Raw genomic sequence first — 16,672 nt, forward strand, 5'->3', positions numbered from 1 at the left:
CTATTATGCAAACCTTAATACAAGATCAAGATATTCCCTGGACTGATATTGAACCCGGAATCCAAAGAAAAGTAATGGCCCATAATGCCCAAATGATGCTGGTCAAAGTACTTTTTAGTCAGGGAGCTGTAGGCAGTTTACACCACCATCCCCATACCCAAGCTTCCTATGTTTCTAAAGGGAAATTCGAGGTAAACATCTCAGGAATAAAGAAAATTTTACAAGCGGGAGATGTCTATTTCGTCCCTAGCGAAGTGGTACATGGTGTCGTTTGCTTGGAAGATGGAGAGTTGATCGATGTTTTTAATCCAAGCAGAGAGGATTTTTTATAGTGTAAATCTTGTGCACTCATTAAGTTATTGCCCAAAGTCCGACCAGCCCGAGGATATATGTTATCAACACAAAAAGTGAATCAATGCCCATCCGAAAAACCTGCTTCCTAGAATGCAGCACCATACCGACCATATAGATACAAGTAAGCAAAATACCCAGGCCTGTCAAATACATATCGGAATGGCTCAAAGTAGAAATAACCGCTTCACCACTAATGACAGAAGCGATAAAAAACAATACCGGTAAAAAAGCATTTCCACCAAAAATATCACTCACAGCCATATTGTAATCTCGAATTTTGGCAGAAGCTATTCCGGTAGAAATTTCAGGTAAGGCTGTGGCCAAAGCCAACACGGTTCCTCCAAAAATTACGCCACTTATATCCCAACGTTTAGAAAGGATTTCACCCGAATATTCTAAAGCCCAACCAGCAAATAAGGTAAATATGGCTCCGACAATCAAGATGGTGATGGCTGACTGTATTCCTCCCTTTAAAGGTGATTTGGGATGTCGTAATTTGGATATAGGAGTCTTAGCTTCCTGCGTATTTTGATCGGATTGGGCGATTTTCGAAATGGAATAGATGGAACCTAGCCAGATAAACAATATCAGCCACTCTATGGGATTCGATCTGAATATAACCAAATGAGAAGGGAATTGCTTCGCCATCATGACCAAGGTTAAAATCATGATGAGAGCTACGCCCTCCAAAATCAAAACCCTTGAATGCCCTTTTAAAGTTAAAGGAGCTATCCTCCCTACCCCAAACACATCGATTAAAACCAAGACTACTGTCTGAATGGCCACCCCACCCAAAATATTACTGACGGCAATATCATAATCTTGGTGATATGCCGCTACTACCGTGATGGCTATTTCAGGTAAATTGGTCACGATGGCTAAAAAAACCATACCTCCAAAAGCCTCCCCCAAATTGAAATAGGTGGTAATCACATCCACTGCCTTGGTAATCTTGACTCCAGCTACCCAAATAATCGCCGTACAAAAAATAAAAATCAGTAATAAATTGGTGGATGATAAAAACGTAAAGTCCATGTAATCCTAGATAAATTTCACTAAAGTATTCAATGTTTTGTTAAAAATCATTTAGTTTTGGAGAATACATAAACCTATCAGGGTGAATTAAATTTTTCACCATGAATTGATAACTACTATGAAATTAACTCTTCGTCTTTGGCCGTTTGCGCTGGTACTTATTTGCCTATTTTCAATCAGCAGTTTTGGCAAGCAGCCTACTCAAAAGCAAAAATCAAAAAAGCCCCTCATTGTATTTGTAGCAGGTGATCATGAATATAGTGGAGAAAGTACTTTACCGCTATTAGCCAATATTTTAGAGAAAAACTATGGTTTTAGAACCAAGGTATTGACCTCCTACCCTGATCAAAATGCCGAAAAAAATATACCTGGTTTAGAGTCCTTAGCTGAAGCTGATTTAGCCGTCTTTTTCCTTCGCTGGAGATTATTACCTGCCGATCAAGTGGCTATGATTGATGCCTACGTCAAATCGGGTAAGCCAGTGATGGGTTTTAGAACTACCACTCATGCTTTCAATTATCCTAAGGGAGATCCACTTGAATCATATAATGCATGGGCAGAATCTACCTTTGGAGCGCCTCCAGGCTGGGGTGGTAAGGCTAAGCATACCCATTACGGACATAATGCCAGTACCGATGCCTCGGTGATTCCCTCTGCCAGTAAACATCCTATTTTAACTGGAGTAGCACCCAATTTCCACGTACGTTCTTGGTTATATCGAGTATTACCAAATTACCCTGCTAAGGGTACAGAATGGTTGGTCATGGGAAAAGCCGTGAACCCTGATAAAGCGGCAGAAGATCAACCCATCGCCTGGACTTGGGTAAACCCTTACAAAGGGCGAGTGTTTTTTACTACCATGGGGCATCCTGAGGACTTTTCTGTGGAGCCTTTCCAGCGATTAATTGTCAATGCCATCCACTGGGAGCTAGGCAAAAAAGTCCCAAAAAACTGGCCAGGTATGTTAGACATCCATGTTCCTTATCGTGGAATGAAATAAACTTTTGTTGAAATAAATCACTCATATTTTATGAAATATCCTGTTGCAATGAACATGTTGGTCTATGGTCCAGACATGAACAAATCACTCATTCCTCATTTATCCTACATCAAAGAAGTAGGTTATACTGGAGTGGAAATTCCCATTTTTGAAACTGACCTAGCTTATTGGAAACCATGGAAAGAAGAAATTGAACGTTTGGGACTGGAAGTATTTACGGTTACTTTCTTAGGAGCAGATCGCAATACCATCTCTTCAGACCCTGCAGTTCGCCAGAATGGGGTGGACTTTCTTAAAAAGGCTGTGGATGTAACAGCCTATTTGGGTGCCACTTGGTTATCAGGACCTTACCATTCTGCTTTGGGTGTATTTTCTGGGGCTGCTCCAACCCAACAGGAATTAGATTGGTCTAAGGAAAGTATGCTGGCCCTAGCCGAACATGCTCAGAAAATGAACGTAATGCTGGGACTAGAATATTTAAACCGATTTGAGAATTACGTGGTTAGCTCAGCTGATCAGTTATACGCTTTAGTGAAGGCCATCAATCACCCGAATGTCAAAATCATGTTTGATACCTTCCATGCACACATTGAAGAATTCAATACAGGAGAGGCCATGATTCGAATTGCCGATGAAATTGGCCATTTTCAATTATCTGAAAACACCCGTGCTACTTTAGGAGAAGGTCAGGTGCATTGGGCCAATGTCTTTGAAAGTCTTGACAAAATGAATTACAAGGGTTGGTTAGTTGTAGAGGCCTTTACGCCACTTCTTCCTGCTGCCTGCATTTGGAGAAAAAATTATACTACCGAGGAAGAATTAATTTTGAAAAGCTATCAGCATATCCAAAAATTCATTGGTTAAGATGTCTAGCTATCACAAATCCATCCAACATGGCGCTGTGTTAACAGGGCTTATTTATGTAATTTTTCTATATTTCAATCATTCCGTCGCTGTCCAAGAGCTGCTCATTTCGAGTGTTTATTTCCTCATTTTATATGGATTCATATTTACCATGGGGAGGCCTGCGGTGGTAAAGAAATTGCAGGATTTGTATCAAAACTCAAAAGAGAGGGCCTTATGGGTTCCTCTTTTTTTATTCACCCTATTGGCTAGCCATTACCTCTGGCATGGCATCAATCCTTTCACAGGCAGTTCGGGATTGTATTTTTTCCTGTACTTATTTCCCGTGCTGGCTTTTCTAGCGTTCCCCAGGAAAGACGTAGCCTGGGCAGATTTATGGATACTTTTGCTAGTATTAATCCCCAGCACCATCATTCATTTTCCTGGAAACAGCGATTTACCTTGGCAAACCTCTGGCTTCAGCTCAGTGCAGAAAATCACCTTAATTTTAGGCGCAGCCTATTCCTTTGTGGTTGTCAGAAAATTACCCGAAGTAGGTTTTTATCCCACCTGGAAAGCTTCACATCTAAGTGTTGCCTTGGGTTCATGGATTTCCTTTTTGGGTTTTGTGTACTTCATAGGAATTATCTGGGACTTTAATATCAATCAACCCTTCCAAGACTTTGGTTGGTTATTGATTCCCGCAGCCATTCGTGAGCTCATTCGAGTGTACATTGGTACGGCATTATTTGAAGAATTATTCTTTAGAGGGCTTATTCAAAACATCTTGGCGAGGAAAATCAATTTGGCTACTCATTGGAAATCCTATTGGATATGGGGAGGACTGTTGTTTACCCTACTTAGTTTTTTTACGGGCTATGCCATGTATCCAGCGCTCTTTTGGTTTCCGGGGGTTATAAGTCTAGTGCTTTTTGCTGGAGCTTATTTATTGGAGAAAAATCAAGTGGCCAAAACCGGCACCTATACCGCCTTGGCTATAACTAGCATGTTCTTCGGCTTAGTACATTTCCATGCCGGCTCAGTGATTTTTGTGGGACTAGCCAGTGTGGCAGGCTGGGCTTATGGTTATACTTACATTAAGACCAAAAATGTATTTTATGCTGCCCTAGTGCATTGTTTAGTAAATTGCTCAGAATTCCTATTTTCTTTACACAGCATCAAGTAAACAAAAAAATCAGGACAAACATCTTGCGACATCTGTCCTGACCGGTTTTCATAGGTTAGAGGTTTATTATATAATCTTTTGGGTATCTGTGACAAATACCCTGGTACTAATGGTATAGCTTCCACCAGAAGCATCTTTATATTTTAGGTCTAGAAAAAATGCTTGAAACCCCTTTTTAGGGTATTCTTTTTTAATTTTCAACTGAGGTAGATCTTGCAATTTTACTCGAGAACTCAACCATAGGTTGTTTCTGAAATCCTTATCCATGGATGTGGTTTCCCAGAGCGTTGCTTCCAATAAATCTTGTGTGGCTACATTGACCGACAATTCAGCCGCAGCTACTGCGGAAACCACATTCCAAGTACAAACTGGATACTCACGGCCCTGAATGGTATTGGCAAAAAATCCACTTAAAGCCTCAAAGGCCTGCTTACCACCTGCTAAATCATGTCCTGCATTGGGTACATAATGAATCATGTTTTTACCAGGAATCTGATCCCAGTAATGCTTGATGGCATCCACCGTCCAATATTCATCGTTGGTACCAATGAATAAGGTCTTTGGTACTTTCAATTTGGCACGATAAGAAAATGGATCTACAAGGGTTGTTAATAATTTACCATCAGGAGTGTCTTTCCCCTGAGGAATTCCCAAATTAACATAATCTTGAATCTGAATACTGTATTCGCCATAGGTTTTAAATTGGTAATCCAAAGTAGCTGGCATATTCAACATATCAATCACCATCGGCCCAATAGCCTTTACCCTGGGGTCATCTATGGCAGCGCTGAGCCAGGTAGTCCATCCACGTTTAGAAAAGCCAGATATAACAAAACCGCCCAACTTGGTTTTCATCCTTTTTTGGCTAAACTCTTGCACGGCATCCATACCACGAACCGCCGATTTAACCATAGGAAAAAGCAATGGCCAAGTATAATCTTTGGTTTCTTTGAATTGATGTAAGGTATATGAGATCAACTCATCCTCCGTTTTGTCCCCATATAATGGTTGATTGGGAACCTGTCGAATTAATGACACAATCGCCTTATTCTTATCAGCCATATTGGATAAAATGGGCCAAAGACGCTCATCGGCTACTAAATTGGGCTGCTCATTTTTATTGGAACCGCCTGAAATAAATAACATGGCATCTTGGTACTTAATCTCCCTTGGAACAAATATAGTCAATTGATGACGCCAAGTATATTCACGCCACTTTTGAGAAGTCAAGATTAATTGATAAGCCTTACATGCTCCTATGTTGGATGAATCACGCACTTCCCAATGATATGATGCATCTCCATTATGAATATATGAACTTAATGCTGTCTCAGGAAGTATCTTGCTTTTTTGAGCATAAACAGATGAACTGATAATTAAAATAAGCGCAATAATCTTAATCAACTTACTATGCATAGAATTCATGTGGCGTAATTATAGTTAACACACCACAAATTAATAGCATATTTAAACGGAAGAAGTTAATTATACTTTCCAAAAAATAAACTATTCTAGCGAAATCAAGTGAAATTAGTCTTCTTTCCTGCCAATATTAACTAAATATCCAAAAATGGCAGCGGTAAAAAACATCAATAGACTATAAATAACGGGTGGAATACTCATGGTACTATTTCCAATAACCGTCAGCGCAATAAAGATGGCCAAAGTTCCATTATGAATGCCAATTTCCATACCAATGGCAATGGCTTGCTTCTTACTAATTTGGAAGAATTGTGGCAGGAAATAACCAATGGCCATACTCGCAATGTTTAGTGTCAAAGTAGCTAATCCAACCTCTTTAAAGTCGTCAACGATATGGTTTTTCTCTTTCAAAATGGTCAAAATAATCACCAAAGTCAAAAAGATGGCTGAGGCTATCTTCACTGGTTTATCCAAAGTGGCCGCAAGATTAGCCAACCTGGAGCGAACGACCATACCTATCGAAACGGGTAATAAAACAATCATCACTACCTCCATCACTTTAGAAAATTGTAGAGGCACGTATTGATCAGATTGCATGAATTGCTTCATAGCAAAATTGACAATGATGGTGATGGAAAAGACCGAAATCAAACTATTCAGTGCCGTTAAGGTCACATTTAGAGCTACGTCACCTTTGGAAATATGGGAATATAAATTGGCAGTGGGACCACCCGGTGAGGCAGATAAAAGCATTAAACCTACTGCTAATTCAGGTGACAATCCAAAGCCCAAGGCAATAAAATAACAAATTACAGGTAATAAAATCATCTGACAGAATAGTCCTAGCAACACAGCTTTAGGAAAAGTAACTACCCGCTTGAAATCTGAAATTTGTAAAGATAGGCCTAGGCCCATCATGATGATGGCTAAAGCCAGAGGCAATAAAACAGCTGATAAAAAATTAGCTTGCATAAATGAATAGGTTTAGAATATGGTACTAAGTTAATGATTTTTTGAATTTAATTAATAAGTCCATGGGCCATGTTGGACAGATCTTAAACAAAAATTCACCTAGACTTCATCTCCTATAAATATTAATGGGTAATATTGTGCATTCAAAAACCTATTTTTCACTTATGAAAATTCCGAACAAATTCCTTTCTATTCTATTCCTATTATTCGCTCAATTTACCCTAGTAGCACAAGTCATTCGTGGGCCATATTTGCAAAGTGTGAGTCCAAGTCAGGCCATTGTGCGTTGGCGTACTGAACAAGCCACAGAAAGTAAAGTGGTATTTGGAGATAGCCCTAACAAACTGAATAAATCGGTTGAAAGCGCTCAAAAAGTAACCGAACATGAACTTTTAATTTCTAACCTAAAACCGAATAAAAAATACTATTATACTATTGGAGATAGCAAAAACCTAGAGCCCGCTACGGAAAAGCGATTTATTCTGACTGCCCCTAAATTAGGCTCTACACAGCCGGTAAGAATTTGGGCTTTAGGTGATTTTGGTTCTGGTTCCAAAAATCAGCTGGAGGTAAAAAATGCCATCATCAATTACACCAAAAATCACCGTCCGGACGCTTGGATTTGGTTAGGTGATAATGCGTACAGTAAGGGCCTAGACGAAGAATATCAAAGGAAGGTATTTCCAATTTATCAAGAGGATTTTTTTCAAAACCTAAATTTATATCCCGCCCCAGGCAACCATGATTATGCTGGAAAACATGATCCTGCCGAGCCACCCTATTTCAAAATATTCAATATGCCCGTTCAAGGCGAATTGGGAGGAGTGCCTTCTGGCAATGAATCCTATTATTCTGTCAACTATGGTCAAGTACATTTGGTATCCATTGATTCCGAATTGATGGAGCCCAAGGGATTACAGGTCATGGATGGGAAAGGAGCCCAATTTGAGTGGTTAGAAAAAGATTTAGCTAGCAACAAGCTTCCATGGACTATCGTCTATTTCCATAAACCTCCCTATTCTAAGGGTTCACATGACTCTGACACGGAAAAGGATATGGTTAAAATGAGGGAAAATGTAAATCCATTGTTTGAGAAATATAAAGTAGATATCGTAATGGCTGGTCATAGCCACGTTTATGAAAGAACGCATCCTTTGAGAGGTCATTATGGTATCAACAATACCTTTGATGCCAGCAAGCACATCGTGGAAAAGACGTCTGCACCGAATGAATATGTGGTCGGCAAAGAAGGACAAGGCGTGATTTATATCGTCAATGGTTCCGGTGGACAATTAGGAGGGCAGCGAGAAGGCTATCCCTTGAAATCATCCATTTATTCTAACAATAAAATTGGAGGGTCTATGATTTTAGATATCACCAAAAGCAAATTAGAAGCTGTTTGGCTCGGATCAGACGGAGAAATACATGACCGATTCTCCATCACCAAAAAATAAACTAACAGGCTAGAACATGATACCATAAAGTTCTAGCCTTTTTTATTTCCATTTCAGTAAATTTCCCTCATATATTTCTTTTAAATAAAAAATCACAAGGAATAAATACCACCAAGCTATTTCATATTAAATGGTATATTTGGACAAACGAAACGCATATGAAATCTAATCAAGACCGTCGGACCTTCCTGAAAAATGCAGGATTACTTTCAGCCGCCTCTGCCTTCCCTTACATTTGGACCAATCCGGAAAAACATTCTTCTTTTTTAGCTACCAAAAAAGCGGGGGACAAAGTTAATCTAGCTTGTATAGGCATTGGTAACCAAGGAGGTTCAGATGTGATGTCATTTCATAAAACAGGTCTAGCCAATTTCGTGGCTTTCTGTGATGTGGACATGGGGGCACCTCAAACCTTGGATGTACTTCAAAAATTCCCAGATGTTCCTAGATTTCAGGATTTCCGAGTGATGTTCGACAAAATGGGCAATCAAATAGATGCGGTAGCTATCGGCGTACCCGATCATGCGCATTTTGCTATCACCATGATGGCCTTAGGTTTGGGCAAGCACGTTTATGTGGAGAAACCAATGGCTCGTACTTTCAACGAAATCGAATTGATGATGAAAGCGGCCAAAAAACACAGTAAAGTGGTGACTCAAATGGGAAACCAAGGACACTCGGAAGCTAATTACTTTCAATTCAAAGCCTACAAAGAGGCGGGTATCATCAAAGATGTTACCGCGATCACCGCACATATGAATTCCTCCAGACGCTGGCATGGCTGGAACACCCAGATCAAAAGCTTTCCTCCAGGAGAACCCATTCCAAGTACTTTGGATTGGGATGTTTGGATGGGTGTTACTCAACCCAAAGATTATAATAAGGATTTTGTGAACGGGCAGTGGCGTTGCTGGTTTGATTATGGATTAGGTGCCTTGGGAGATTGGGGTGCGCATATCATTGATACAGCTCATCAGTTTTTAGAATTAGGCCTTCCAACGGAAATCAATATGCTACGTGCAGACGGACATAATCCTTTCTTTTATCCACAAGCCTCCACCATCTTATTCAAATTTCCAGAACGAGGCAATATGCCTCCAGTGGATATCACATGGTATGATGGGGTAAATAACCTCCCTCCTGTACCTCAGGGATATGGTGTCACCGAACTAGATCCGAACATCCCTCCTGCTAGCAATGGCAAGATTCAACCTGCCAAATTAAACCCTGGTAAAATCATCTATTCAAAAGACCTAACCTTTAAAGGAGGATCACATGGAAGTACCTTATCCATCATTCCACCGGAGCAGGCCAAAGACATGGCCTCTAAACTTCCAGAAGTTCCTAAGAGTCCTTCCAATCACTATGCTAACTTCCTGAAGGCCTGTATGGGACAAGAGGAAACTCGTTCTCCATTTGCCATTGCAGGACCGTTGAGTCAGGTATTCTCATTAGGCTGTATGGCTCAAAAATTAAATACTAAATTGATCTTCGATCCAAAAACCAAGCAAATCACCAATAACTCTTTGGCAAATAGCCTGTTGAAAGGAGCTGCACCTAGAAAAGGTTGGGAACAATATTATAAAGTTTAGGGGGATGAATGGTGAATGGTAAATGCTGAATGGTGAATGGTGAATGGTAAATTATAGATTATTGATTATAAACATAGTTGGGATTAACCAATTGAAATTAGGTGCTTAGGAACTAAATACCCATACCTAAAATCCTGAGGATAAAATGTAACCTGGTTATGTGTTGGATGTATAATCATTACTAAACCAAAGTATAAGACTAGATTAGAACACAATACATTCATAATCTATAATATATAACTTGACTCTCGATCTCGTCATTCTATTAGTAAACATTTTTCCAATAAACCACAGCCCCCTTTTCATCAATATCCACTAAATTATTCCAAATAATCAAAGGAGCTTTCTTATTTACTTTAATCCACTTGCTAGGTATATCGTGATAAGGTCCTTTGATATTCAAAGTATCCATGGCCAAAGTATTTGGCGACAAAAGTAATTTACCATATGCTATAGGATCTTCCAGTCGGATACAGCCATGACTGTAAAACCTTTTGGAGGAAGCAAATAGCTTCTTTTCTGAGGTATCATGCAAGTAAAGTCGATAAGGATTATCAAAAGTTATCTTCATTATTCCCAAGGTATTCCAAACTCCCGTTCTTTGACGGAAACTATAGGGAAAGTATTCCTTGCTCAGTTTCTTCCAATTTACTTTGGCAGCATCAACTACCTGATTATTTCTGTCCAATAACTCTAAATGACTGGCATAAAAATAGCGAAGGTTCTTCTGTATCTCAGGTAACAATTCCTCCGTAGCTATACTGCGAGGAACGAACCAATTAGGATTGATAATAATATTTTTAATCTGAGAGCTTAGTTCACGGGTAGGTCTAGCTGGTCGCCCAAGCACCACTTTCATTTGTAAGGCTACTTGATCTCCTTGATAAACCTTTAAAGAGGCAGCGGGGATATTCACGACGGTCAGTAAAGTATTTTTACGAACGTGGTTTAACCAGCGATAACGGTTTATGGACTGAACTAAAGGCTCTAAATAAGCAGATTTAGAGCCGAGACTATCTCGCTGAACTTGTAAACTAGCTAACAAAATTTTTATTTCAATTGGACTATTTAGATGATTAGCTAATTTTACAATTGATTTTTTCTTCATATACTCTTGAATTAACTGGCTTACTTCTTTTTTCCTTAATTCGAAGGCATAGCCCTGGAACTTAAAAGTTGGCCTAGGGTTACCAAAGCTCAAATCTTCAAAAAAGGATTGGGCCACATTAGCGATTCTTTGCTCGCAGAGTAAAGAATCATTCCTACCTTTCAAATTATTTGGAAATTGAATCAATGAATCTAACAAAGCATGTGAATAAAATTCAGTCTTGAGCGCCCATTGAGGCGAAAGATGAATCAATGAGTCTAAGCTTTTTATTTGAGCCTTATCCTTTAACCAGAGCCATTGACTTTGTTGAGCCATGACTTCTCCTGACAAAATGAAATATAGCCCGAAGACCCATAGCACCTGAAACCTTGGCCTAAAGAATCTTTTTGACAAGAAATTACCTTGACTGAATAAGAGATCATTCATTTAGGTGAAAATTAGTTTGATACTTGCAATGACCAATCCGACGGCCAATAAGTATCGCAAGGTGGGTACATTGAATCTTTGACTTCCAAAATAGGACCCCAATAATCCTCCAAGGACTGTAGCTGCGACAGCCCATTGAAAATGCTCTGTCAGTTGAATGCCACCTTTTTGCAATTGTCCATACAATCCAGATAAAGAATTGACAAAAATAAATAAGGCTGATACCGCCGCCGTCTGCTTCAGACTTGCCCAGCGCATCAACAGCATCAAGGGGCTTAAAATGATCCCACCTCCTATGCCTATCATACCCGATAACAAACCTATGGCTCCACCTGATAGCAATCCTGCCCCCCAAGAAATAGGTCTAATTTCCTCCTCCTGATTTTTAAACCGAAAAAGTAATCTCATAATAGAAATCAAAATACACAAGGCCAAAATTTTCTTGTAAATCGAATCTGAAAGGGTCATTGTTCCTCCTAGAAAGGCCATGGGCACCGAGGCCAATGCAAAGGGTAAAAACAGCTTTATTCTGAAATATCCTGCCCGATAAAATCCAATAAAGGAAAATAAGGAAACAGCTAAATTCATCACCAAAGCAGAAGGCTTCATGATGGCAGGAGCTACTCCCAGAAAAGCCATCACAGCTAAATAACCACTCGCTCCACCATGCCCCACCGATGCATACAAAAAGGCAATTATTGCCAAAATAATGCATAAAACGACTAAAGAACTCAACATATCTATAAACACAAAATTTGCGATGACCAATAGGCGAAAAATGACTAATAAACCCGTCTATTTTAACCAATTTAGCATTTTTTTAATAAAATTTAACAGTATAATTTCGTTATAATGAAAATTTAAAAAATATAAACTAACATGAAACTCTCTAATCAACTCTCAGCCCTTGTTGTATTTTCTGCCTTGTTTTTTGCTTGTTCTAAAGATGAAGTATCTGAGGGAACAGGAAAACTTGCCCTTAGCGTGACAGATGCCCCAATCGATGCTAATAATGTAAAAGCGGTCTATGTTACTTTTACAGGTTTAGAATATCAAAATAATGGAGGTACTTGGGAAACCGCTACCGACTTTACTGGTCCACAAACTGTTAACATACTTGATTTGCAAAATGGTAAAACTTCCTTGTTGGGTAATTATACGCTTAAATCAGGTAACTATTCAGGTTTACGATTCAAATTGGATGCCCCTAGTAAAGGAACAAACAATCCAACGAACCCTGGATGCTATGTCGAATTGAACACAGGCGAAAAAATGCCACTTTTTGTTCCCAGTGGATCCCAGTCAGGTTATAAAGCCAATGGCAATTTCTCTGTACCAATCAACGGAACAGTAGAAGTAACAGCGGACTTCGACTTAAGAAAATCCATTACTGTTACAGGTTCAGGAAATACCTATATACTTAATCCTACCCTAAAAATAATTGTTAACAATCAATCTGGAAGTATTTCTGGAATAGTGAGCAATTTAGCTGGCGACAAGAAATATGTGTTGTATAGCTATGAAAAAGATAAATATACCAACAGCGAAAGTAACGAGCCTACAGGCGAAAATGTCCGTTTCCCTAACGCTATTTCCAGTACCAAAATCAACTCAACTGGTGCATATACCTTATCATTTCTGGCAGCAGGTAATTATGATTTAATTCTGGTTTCAGAAACGGCAACAGGGCAGATCAAAGTAGAAAAACAAGTAAATGGAATTACTGTTCAAAGCCAAAAGACGACCTCCCTTAACATTGCCTTATAACTAAGGTTTTCATCAAAAAAAATCCCCGGAAAAACCGGGGATTTTTAACTACTCATTATCATTTTATTTGTATTTCAAAACTTTAACTGGCCCAAGTAAGCCTGATTCCTCCGTTGGGCTATTAGGACGAACCAATGGGAACGAGGTAAACGTAATTTTATTAGCCCCTGCTTGCGCATCGCCCACCAAACGGTTCACCCATGAATTAATTACCTTAATTTCAATGGTATTTTTACCCATTTTCAATGGGGAAGTGATATCCACGATAAATGGCTTTTTCCATAAAGTACTTACCTTTTGACCATTGACATACACCTCCGCCAGATTCTTTACATCACCCAAGTCTAACTTGATACTTTCACCGCGAGCGATGCTCAACAATTCATACTTATTACTGTAAGTGGCAGCTCCTGAGAAATATTTCACCCCTTGATTTTCATGTTTATCCAAGGAAATCAAATTAGTTAAGGTTATTTCAGACGGGGCGCTTCTATCCTTTTGGAACTGTACTTTCCAAGGCCCTTCTATGGACTGACTACCGACTAATGCAGGTTTAGGATAAGACATTTTCACTGAGGTGGCCTTCCCTTCAAATACGACAAAATAGGCATCCCAAGGGGTAAAAGTTAAATCCAATACCGTGCGACCACCTTTCATCTCATAAGACACTGTAGAAATTTCTCCCGTTTCTGGATTCCAGATGAAAGGAACTTTTCCTGTCACACGGAAAGACACTTGGGCAGAATTAGAAGCATCCGACCGACTGTTCAACCAGTAAATTTCTTTATCCGCCAAAGTACGGTGTACATACAAGATTTCGGCTTTTTGATTAGAAATCTTTACATCTTCCAACACACCATGTTTTTTCAATACATCGGGTATGGATTGTCCAAAAAATACATTGGGCAATTTTTTCAATTGAGCTAATTGCGATTTAAATTCTTCTTCATTATCCATCAAACTTGGACTGTATACTGGAACCTGTCCAGCTACTGGCACCCCAGCTTTTGCCAACTGAAGTATTTGAAGAAGCACTGATAATGTCATTTGTTTCGCTGTAGCGTCCAACACTAGGATAGAATAAACTCCTCCATGAGGATTCGTCAACTTTTTATCCTTAGCCTGGATAACATTTTTCAAGGCTGTCGAATTAACAAAATCATACTCATAGCCTTTGGGTAAGTCAGGCAGGGCTTGTGTAAAATTGGAAGTGATGTTGGTATTCTCGCCATAGTAATATAGTATGTCCGCAACAAACTTTCCCTGCTGCAACATATAGGAACTTCTTCCTAAATAATCTCCCCAAACACGGGCTTGATCTGCCCAGGTTTCCTGACGAGTAAACCATTGACCAAAAGGCCCCAACGTAAACCCAGGAAATAAATTATCCAAGGGCTGATGCACAGATGTATGTATCACAAATCGATTCAAGCCCGAGGCCATTTCCACATCAGCAGTTCTTTTTAAGGTACCTGGATGAGGTTTAAATGGATTTCCCACGGTAGTCATGGACTCTGCCGCCACGATATTTTGTCCATAAATATGGGCCACCGAAGCAGACTCACGGATATCAGCTCGGCTCCTAATTTCCTCATCTGAACCCGCTACCAAAGCACCCGGCTGCCACATGGCAGACATAGGTATGTCTGATTTCTTTTTGACATCCATTCCATCCGCTAAAAATATACGACCCGTTTCATGGGACTCCGTGTATCTTTTCATGCCTATTTGGGCTAAAATTTCGCCAATCAATTCATAATGATTCTCCACAATCATTTCACCGATGGTCTTTCTGAAATCCCATAAGAATTTCTCGCTCGACTTTAAATCTTGAACAATTTGACCCACCAAAACGGGTAACCAAGGTTTCATATCATAGCCTCTTTTCGCTTTGAAAACCTCAAACATAGCAGGAGTCCAGGTCATGTGGCCAGCTTCATAGCTATCCAAAACCATGTGGGTTAAACCCTCTTTACCCATCAACTCGGTGCCCGTAGCCTCCTTGTATTGATCTAAATAATTATTCAAATATCGACTCACTGCCTCTCGGTCAATCTTGTCCACTTCCAGACCCGTCGCTTCAGGAGAAGCCGGATGATTCTTTTTACCCGTTAAGGAATAACCAAAGCGGTAAATCACCCAATGTCCAGCGGGTGCTTCCCAAGTCAAACTACCATCTGGCTTCATTTGACTTGTCAGGTCGATAACCTGTTGAACACTAGGTCCAGATGGGTTATATGTAAGGTTTTCTGGCGTCTCAACCCATGGTTGAAATCCAGCCTTTCCTTCATATAAATGCACTTTGGGACTAAAATGAACAACAAATTCGGAGACCATAGTGCCTTTAGGAGTGTTATCAGCATTTCCTCCAAACATAGCCATCATACTAGGCGCTGGCGCTAAGGTCTTATAGACCAATCGGATGAACTTAGCCTTAATTGGACTAAATGAAAGAGTCGTTTGTGCCGTAATGGTACCAGGAATGGCTATAATCTGTTTAAAATTTATTCCATCCAAGCTATACTGTAAAAATCTATTCTCAGGACCTCCCCTAAATACCGCCAATTCACCATATCCTTCGTTAGCCACTGTGACCGCCGAAATCTCCTCTGCCGAGGCAAATTCATATTGAATCCAGGTTTCCTCACCCACGTTTTTAGGAGGCAGCATAGAGAAATTGTGTAAATCCCCATCGGTCAATTGACTTACACTAAAACTACCTCCGCTACTTGTTAAGGTAGGTTGTAAGCTAGCAAGTGTTTTATCCTGTGAACTTAAGGGATAAGCAATAAGCGCAAAATCTTGGTAATACTCGGGCGTAGGAGCTACCGGACCCGCAACAGGGCCACCAAAACCTCCCACTTCCACAGGTGTATTTTGCATAGGACCAGTTACTGAGGAAGGAGCTGGAATTTTACCTGTAAACAATTTACCCCCCATCACTCGAGTTTCTGACCATACATATTTTTTCATGGCATCAGCAGGCTTTACCCAGGGGCCGCCCGTCACACTCCATCCCGGAGACCCTGCAATAGCCATCTCCAAATTCTTTTTCTTGGCTAAATCCGCTGTAAACTTAAAGGCATCTTTCCACCCAGGATTCATAAAACTCAGCTTTTCCTTTACCACCACTGGGGTCATCAGGCTAGCATCAAAATTCTGAAATCCTCCAATACCCGTTTTCTCCATCCACTCCAAATCCTTCTGAATCCCTTCCTTGGTGATATTTCCATTCATCCAATGCCACCAAACCCGTGGCTTGGCCGAATTGGGCGGAGATTGAAATGAGGCTTTCATAGCATCTTGTGCCTGCGCCTCCATACCTAAGCAAAGGGGAATAATGACTAATAAATGTCGATAGTTAACCATGAAAAATTCAGTTTTATACTTGCAAAGTACCAAAGAATTTCTTTCAAACTATCATAGTCCGTCCTAGGGTTGCCACTAAATCAACCAATAAATTCCTTCAAAGGCTTCTGAAAAGATTTCGGAAGGAAAACATCACTACGACAA

The 16,672-nt window shown here is 40.0% G+C and carries 13 protein-coding genes; 7 read left to right on the plus strand and 6 right to left on the minus strand.

The window, feature by feature from the left end; all coding sequences use genetic code 11:
- Nucleotides 1-5 precede the first annotated feature (5 nt).
- The gene (locus tag ESB04_RS03165; RefSeq protein ID WP_129026205.1) at nucleotides 6-332 is read left to right on the plus strand and encodes a cupin domain-containing protein; all 327 of its coding nucleotides are present in this window, start codon (nucleotides 6-8) and stop codon (nucleotides 330-332) included.
- A gap of 19 nt (nucleotides 333-351) precedes the next feature.
- Here the strand turns inward: ESB04_RS03165 and ESB04_RS03170 are convergent, their stop codons facing one another.
- Nucleotides 352-1,389: a sodium:calcium antiporter gene (locus ESB04_RS03170; RefSeq protein ID WP_129026207.1), complete on the minus strand. Its 1,038-nt coding sequence runs from the start codon at nucleotides 1,387-1,389 to the stop codon at nucleotides 352-354.
- 118 nt (nucleotides 1,390-1,507) lie between these two features.
- On the opposite strand from ESB04_RS03170, the gene ESB04_RS03175 reads away from it, so the two are divergent.
- Genes ESB04_RS03175 through ESB04_RS03185 form a run of 3 tightly spaced genes read left to right on the plus strand, consistent with a single transcriptional unit; the run spans nucleotide 1,508 to nucleotide 4,418 of the window.
- Entirely contained in the window at nucleotides 1,508-2,389 is an 882-nt protein-coding gene (locus ESB04_RS03175; protein WP_129026209.1) for a ThuA domain-containing protein, read from the plus strand.
- 30 nt (nucleotides 2,390-2,419) lie between these two features.
- Nucleotides 2,420-3,253, plus strand: coding sequence for a sugar phosphate isomerase/epimerase family protein (locus ESB04_RS03180; RefSeq protein WP_235832170.1), 834 nt, complete (start codon nucleotides 2,420-2,422; stop codon nucleotides 3,251-3,253).
- Nucleotide 3,254: 1 nt separating this feature from the next.
- Complete coding sequence (locus ESB04_RS03185) at nucleotides 3,255-4,418, plus strand: CPBP family intramembrane glutamic endopeptidase (protein WP_129026211.1); 1,164 nt, start codon at nucleotides 3,255-3,257, stop codon at nucleotides 4,416-4,418.
- A 66-nt stretch (nucleotides 4,419-4,484) separates the two neighbouring features.
- Here ESB04_RS03185 and ESB04_RS03190 read toward each other — a convergent pair whose 3' ends face one another.
- The gene (locus ESB04_RS03190) at nucleotides 4,485-5,843 is read right to left on the minus strand and encodes a PhoPQ-activated pathogenicity-related family protein (protein ID WP_317127015.1); all 1,359 of its coding nucleotides are present in this window, start codon (nucleotides 5,841-5,843) and stop codon (nucleotides 4,485-4,487) included.
- A 105-nt stretch (nucleotides 5,844-5,948) separates the two neighbouring features.
- Nucleotides 5,949-6,812, minus strand: a complete 864-nt coding sequence (locus ESB04_RS03195) for a bile acid:sodium symporter family protein (protein WP_129026213.1) — start codon at nucleotides 6,810-6,812, stop codon at nucleotides 5,949-5,951.
- A 164-nt stretch (nucleotides 6,813-6,976) separates the two neighbouring features.
- Here ESB04_RS03195 and ESB04_RS03200 point away from each other — a divergent pair, with 164 nt between their 5' ends.
- Both ESB04_RS03200 and ESB04_RS03205 read left to right on the plus strand, forming a co-directional pair.
- Nucleotides 6,977-8,266: a purple acid phosphatase family protein gene (locus ESB04_RS03200; protein WP_164969580.1), complete on the plus strand. Its 1,290-nt coding sequence runs from the start codon at nucleotides 6,977-6,979 to the stop codon at nucleotides 8,264-8,266.
- Nucleotides 8,267-8,424: 158 nt separating this feature from the next.
- Nucleotides 8,425-9,858 carry a Gfo/Idh/MocA family oxidoreductase gene (locus ESB04_RS03205; protein ID WP_129026217.1) on the plus strand — a complete coding sequence of 478 codons (1,434 nt, stop codon included), beginning with the start codon at nucleotides 8,425-8,427 and terminating at the stop codon, nucleotides 9,856-9,858.
- 265 nt (nucleotides 9,859-10,123) lie between these two features.
- Here ESB04_RS03205 and ESB04_RS03210 read toward each other — a convergent pair whose 3' ends face one another.
- Together ESB04_RS03210 and ESB04_RS03215 are read right to left on the minus strand one after the other, a co-directional pair.
- The gene (locus ESB04_RS03210; RefSeq protein ID WP_164969581.1) at nucleotides 10,124-11,296 is read right to left on the minus strand and encodes a L,D-transpeptidase family protein; all 1,173 of its coding nucleotides are present in this window, start codon (nucleotides 11,294-11,296) and stop codon (nucleotides 10,124-10,126) included.
- Nucleotides 11,297-11,392: 96 nt separating this feature from the next.
- Nucleotides 11,393-12,130, minus strand: a complete 738-nt coding sequence (locus tag ESB04_RS03215; protein WP_129026221.1) for a sulfite exporter TauE/SafE family protein — start codon at nucleotides 12,128-12,130, stop codon at nucleotides 11,393-11,395.
- Nucleotides 12,131-12,271: 141 nt separating this feature from the next.
- On the opposite strand from ESB04_RS03215, the gene ESB04_RS03220 reads away from it, so the two are divergent.
- Nucleotides 12,272-13,159 carry a DUF4382 domain-containing protein gene (locus ESB04_RS03220; RefSeq protein ID WP_129026223.1) on the plus strand — a complete coding sequence of 296 codons (888 nt, stop codon included), beginning with the start codon at nucleotides 12,272-12,274 and terminating at the stop codon, nucleotides 13,157-13,159.
- Between the two features lie 63 nt (nucleotides 13,160-13,222).
- On the opposite strand, the gene ESB04_RS03225 is transcribed toward ESB04_RS03220, so the two are convergent.
- The gene (locus ESB04_RS03225; RefSeq protein WP_129026225.1) at nucleotides 13,223-16,528 is read right to left on the minus strand and encodes a glycosyl hydrolase; all 3,306 of its coding nucleotides are present in this window, start codon (nucleotides 16,526-16,528) and stop codon (nucleotides 13,223-13,225) included.
- Nucleotides 16,529-16,672 lie beyond the last annotated feature (144 nt).

Source organism: Aquirufa rosea (assembly GCF_004118285.1).
GTDB classification, from domain to species: domain Bacteria; phylum Bacteroidota; class Bacteroidia; order Cytophagales; family Spirosomataceae; genus Aquirufa; species Aquirufa rosea.

Bases quoted from the DNA above. Each gene is read 5' to 3' on its own strand.
- ESB04_RS03225 (WP_129026225.1), bottom strand. From the start codon at position 16,528: ATGGTTAACTATCGACATTTATTAGTCATTATTCCCCTTTGCTTAGGT.
- ESB04_RS03185 (WP_129026211.1), top strand. From the start codon at position 3,255: ATGTCTAGCTATCACAAATCCATCCAACATGGCGCTGTGTTAACAGGG.
- ESB04_RS03220 (WP_129026223.1), top strand. From the start codon at position 12,272: ATGAAACTCTCTAATCAACTCTCAGCCCTTGTTGTATTTTCTGCCTTG.
- ESB04_RS03175 (WP_129026209.1), top strand. From the start codon at position 1,508: ATGAAATTAACTCTTCGTCTTTGGCCGTTTGCGCTGGTACTTATTTGC.
- ESB04_RS03190 (WP_317127015.1), bottom strand. From the start codon at position 5,843: ATGAATTCTATGCATAGTAAGTTGATTAAGATTATTGCGCTTATTTTA.
- ESB04_RS03165 (WP_129026205.1), top strand. From the start codon at position 6: ATGCAAACCTTAATACAAGATCAAGATATTCCCTGGACTGATATTGAA.
- ESB04_RS03170 (WP_129026207.1), bottom strand. From the start codon at position 1,389: ATGGACTTTACGTTTTTATCATCCACCAATTTATTACTGATTTTTATT.
- ESB04_RS03205 (WP_129026217.1), top strand. From the start codon at position 8,425: ATGAAATCTAATCAAGACCGTCGGACCTTCCTGAAAAATGCAGGATTA.
- ESB04_RS03215 (WP_129026221.1), bottom strand. From the start codon at position 12,130: ATGTTGAGTTCTTTAGTCGTTTTATGCATTATTTTGGCAATAATTGCC.
- ESB04_RS03180 (WP_235832170.1), top strand. From the start codon at position 2,420: ATGAAATATCCTGTTGCAATGAACATGTTGGTCTATGGTCCAGACATG.
- ESB04_RS03200 (WP_164969580.1), top strand. From the start codon at position 6,977: ATGAAAATTCCGAACAAATTCCTTTCTATTCTATTCCTATTATTCGCT.
- ESB04_RS03195 (WP_129026213.1), bottom strand. From the start codon at position 6,812: ATGCAAGCTAATTTTTTATCAGCTGTTTTATTGCCTCTGGCTTTAGCC.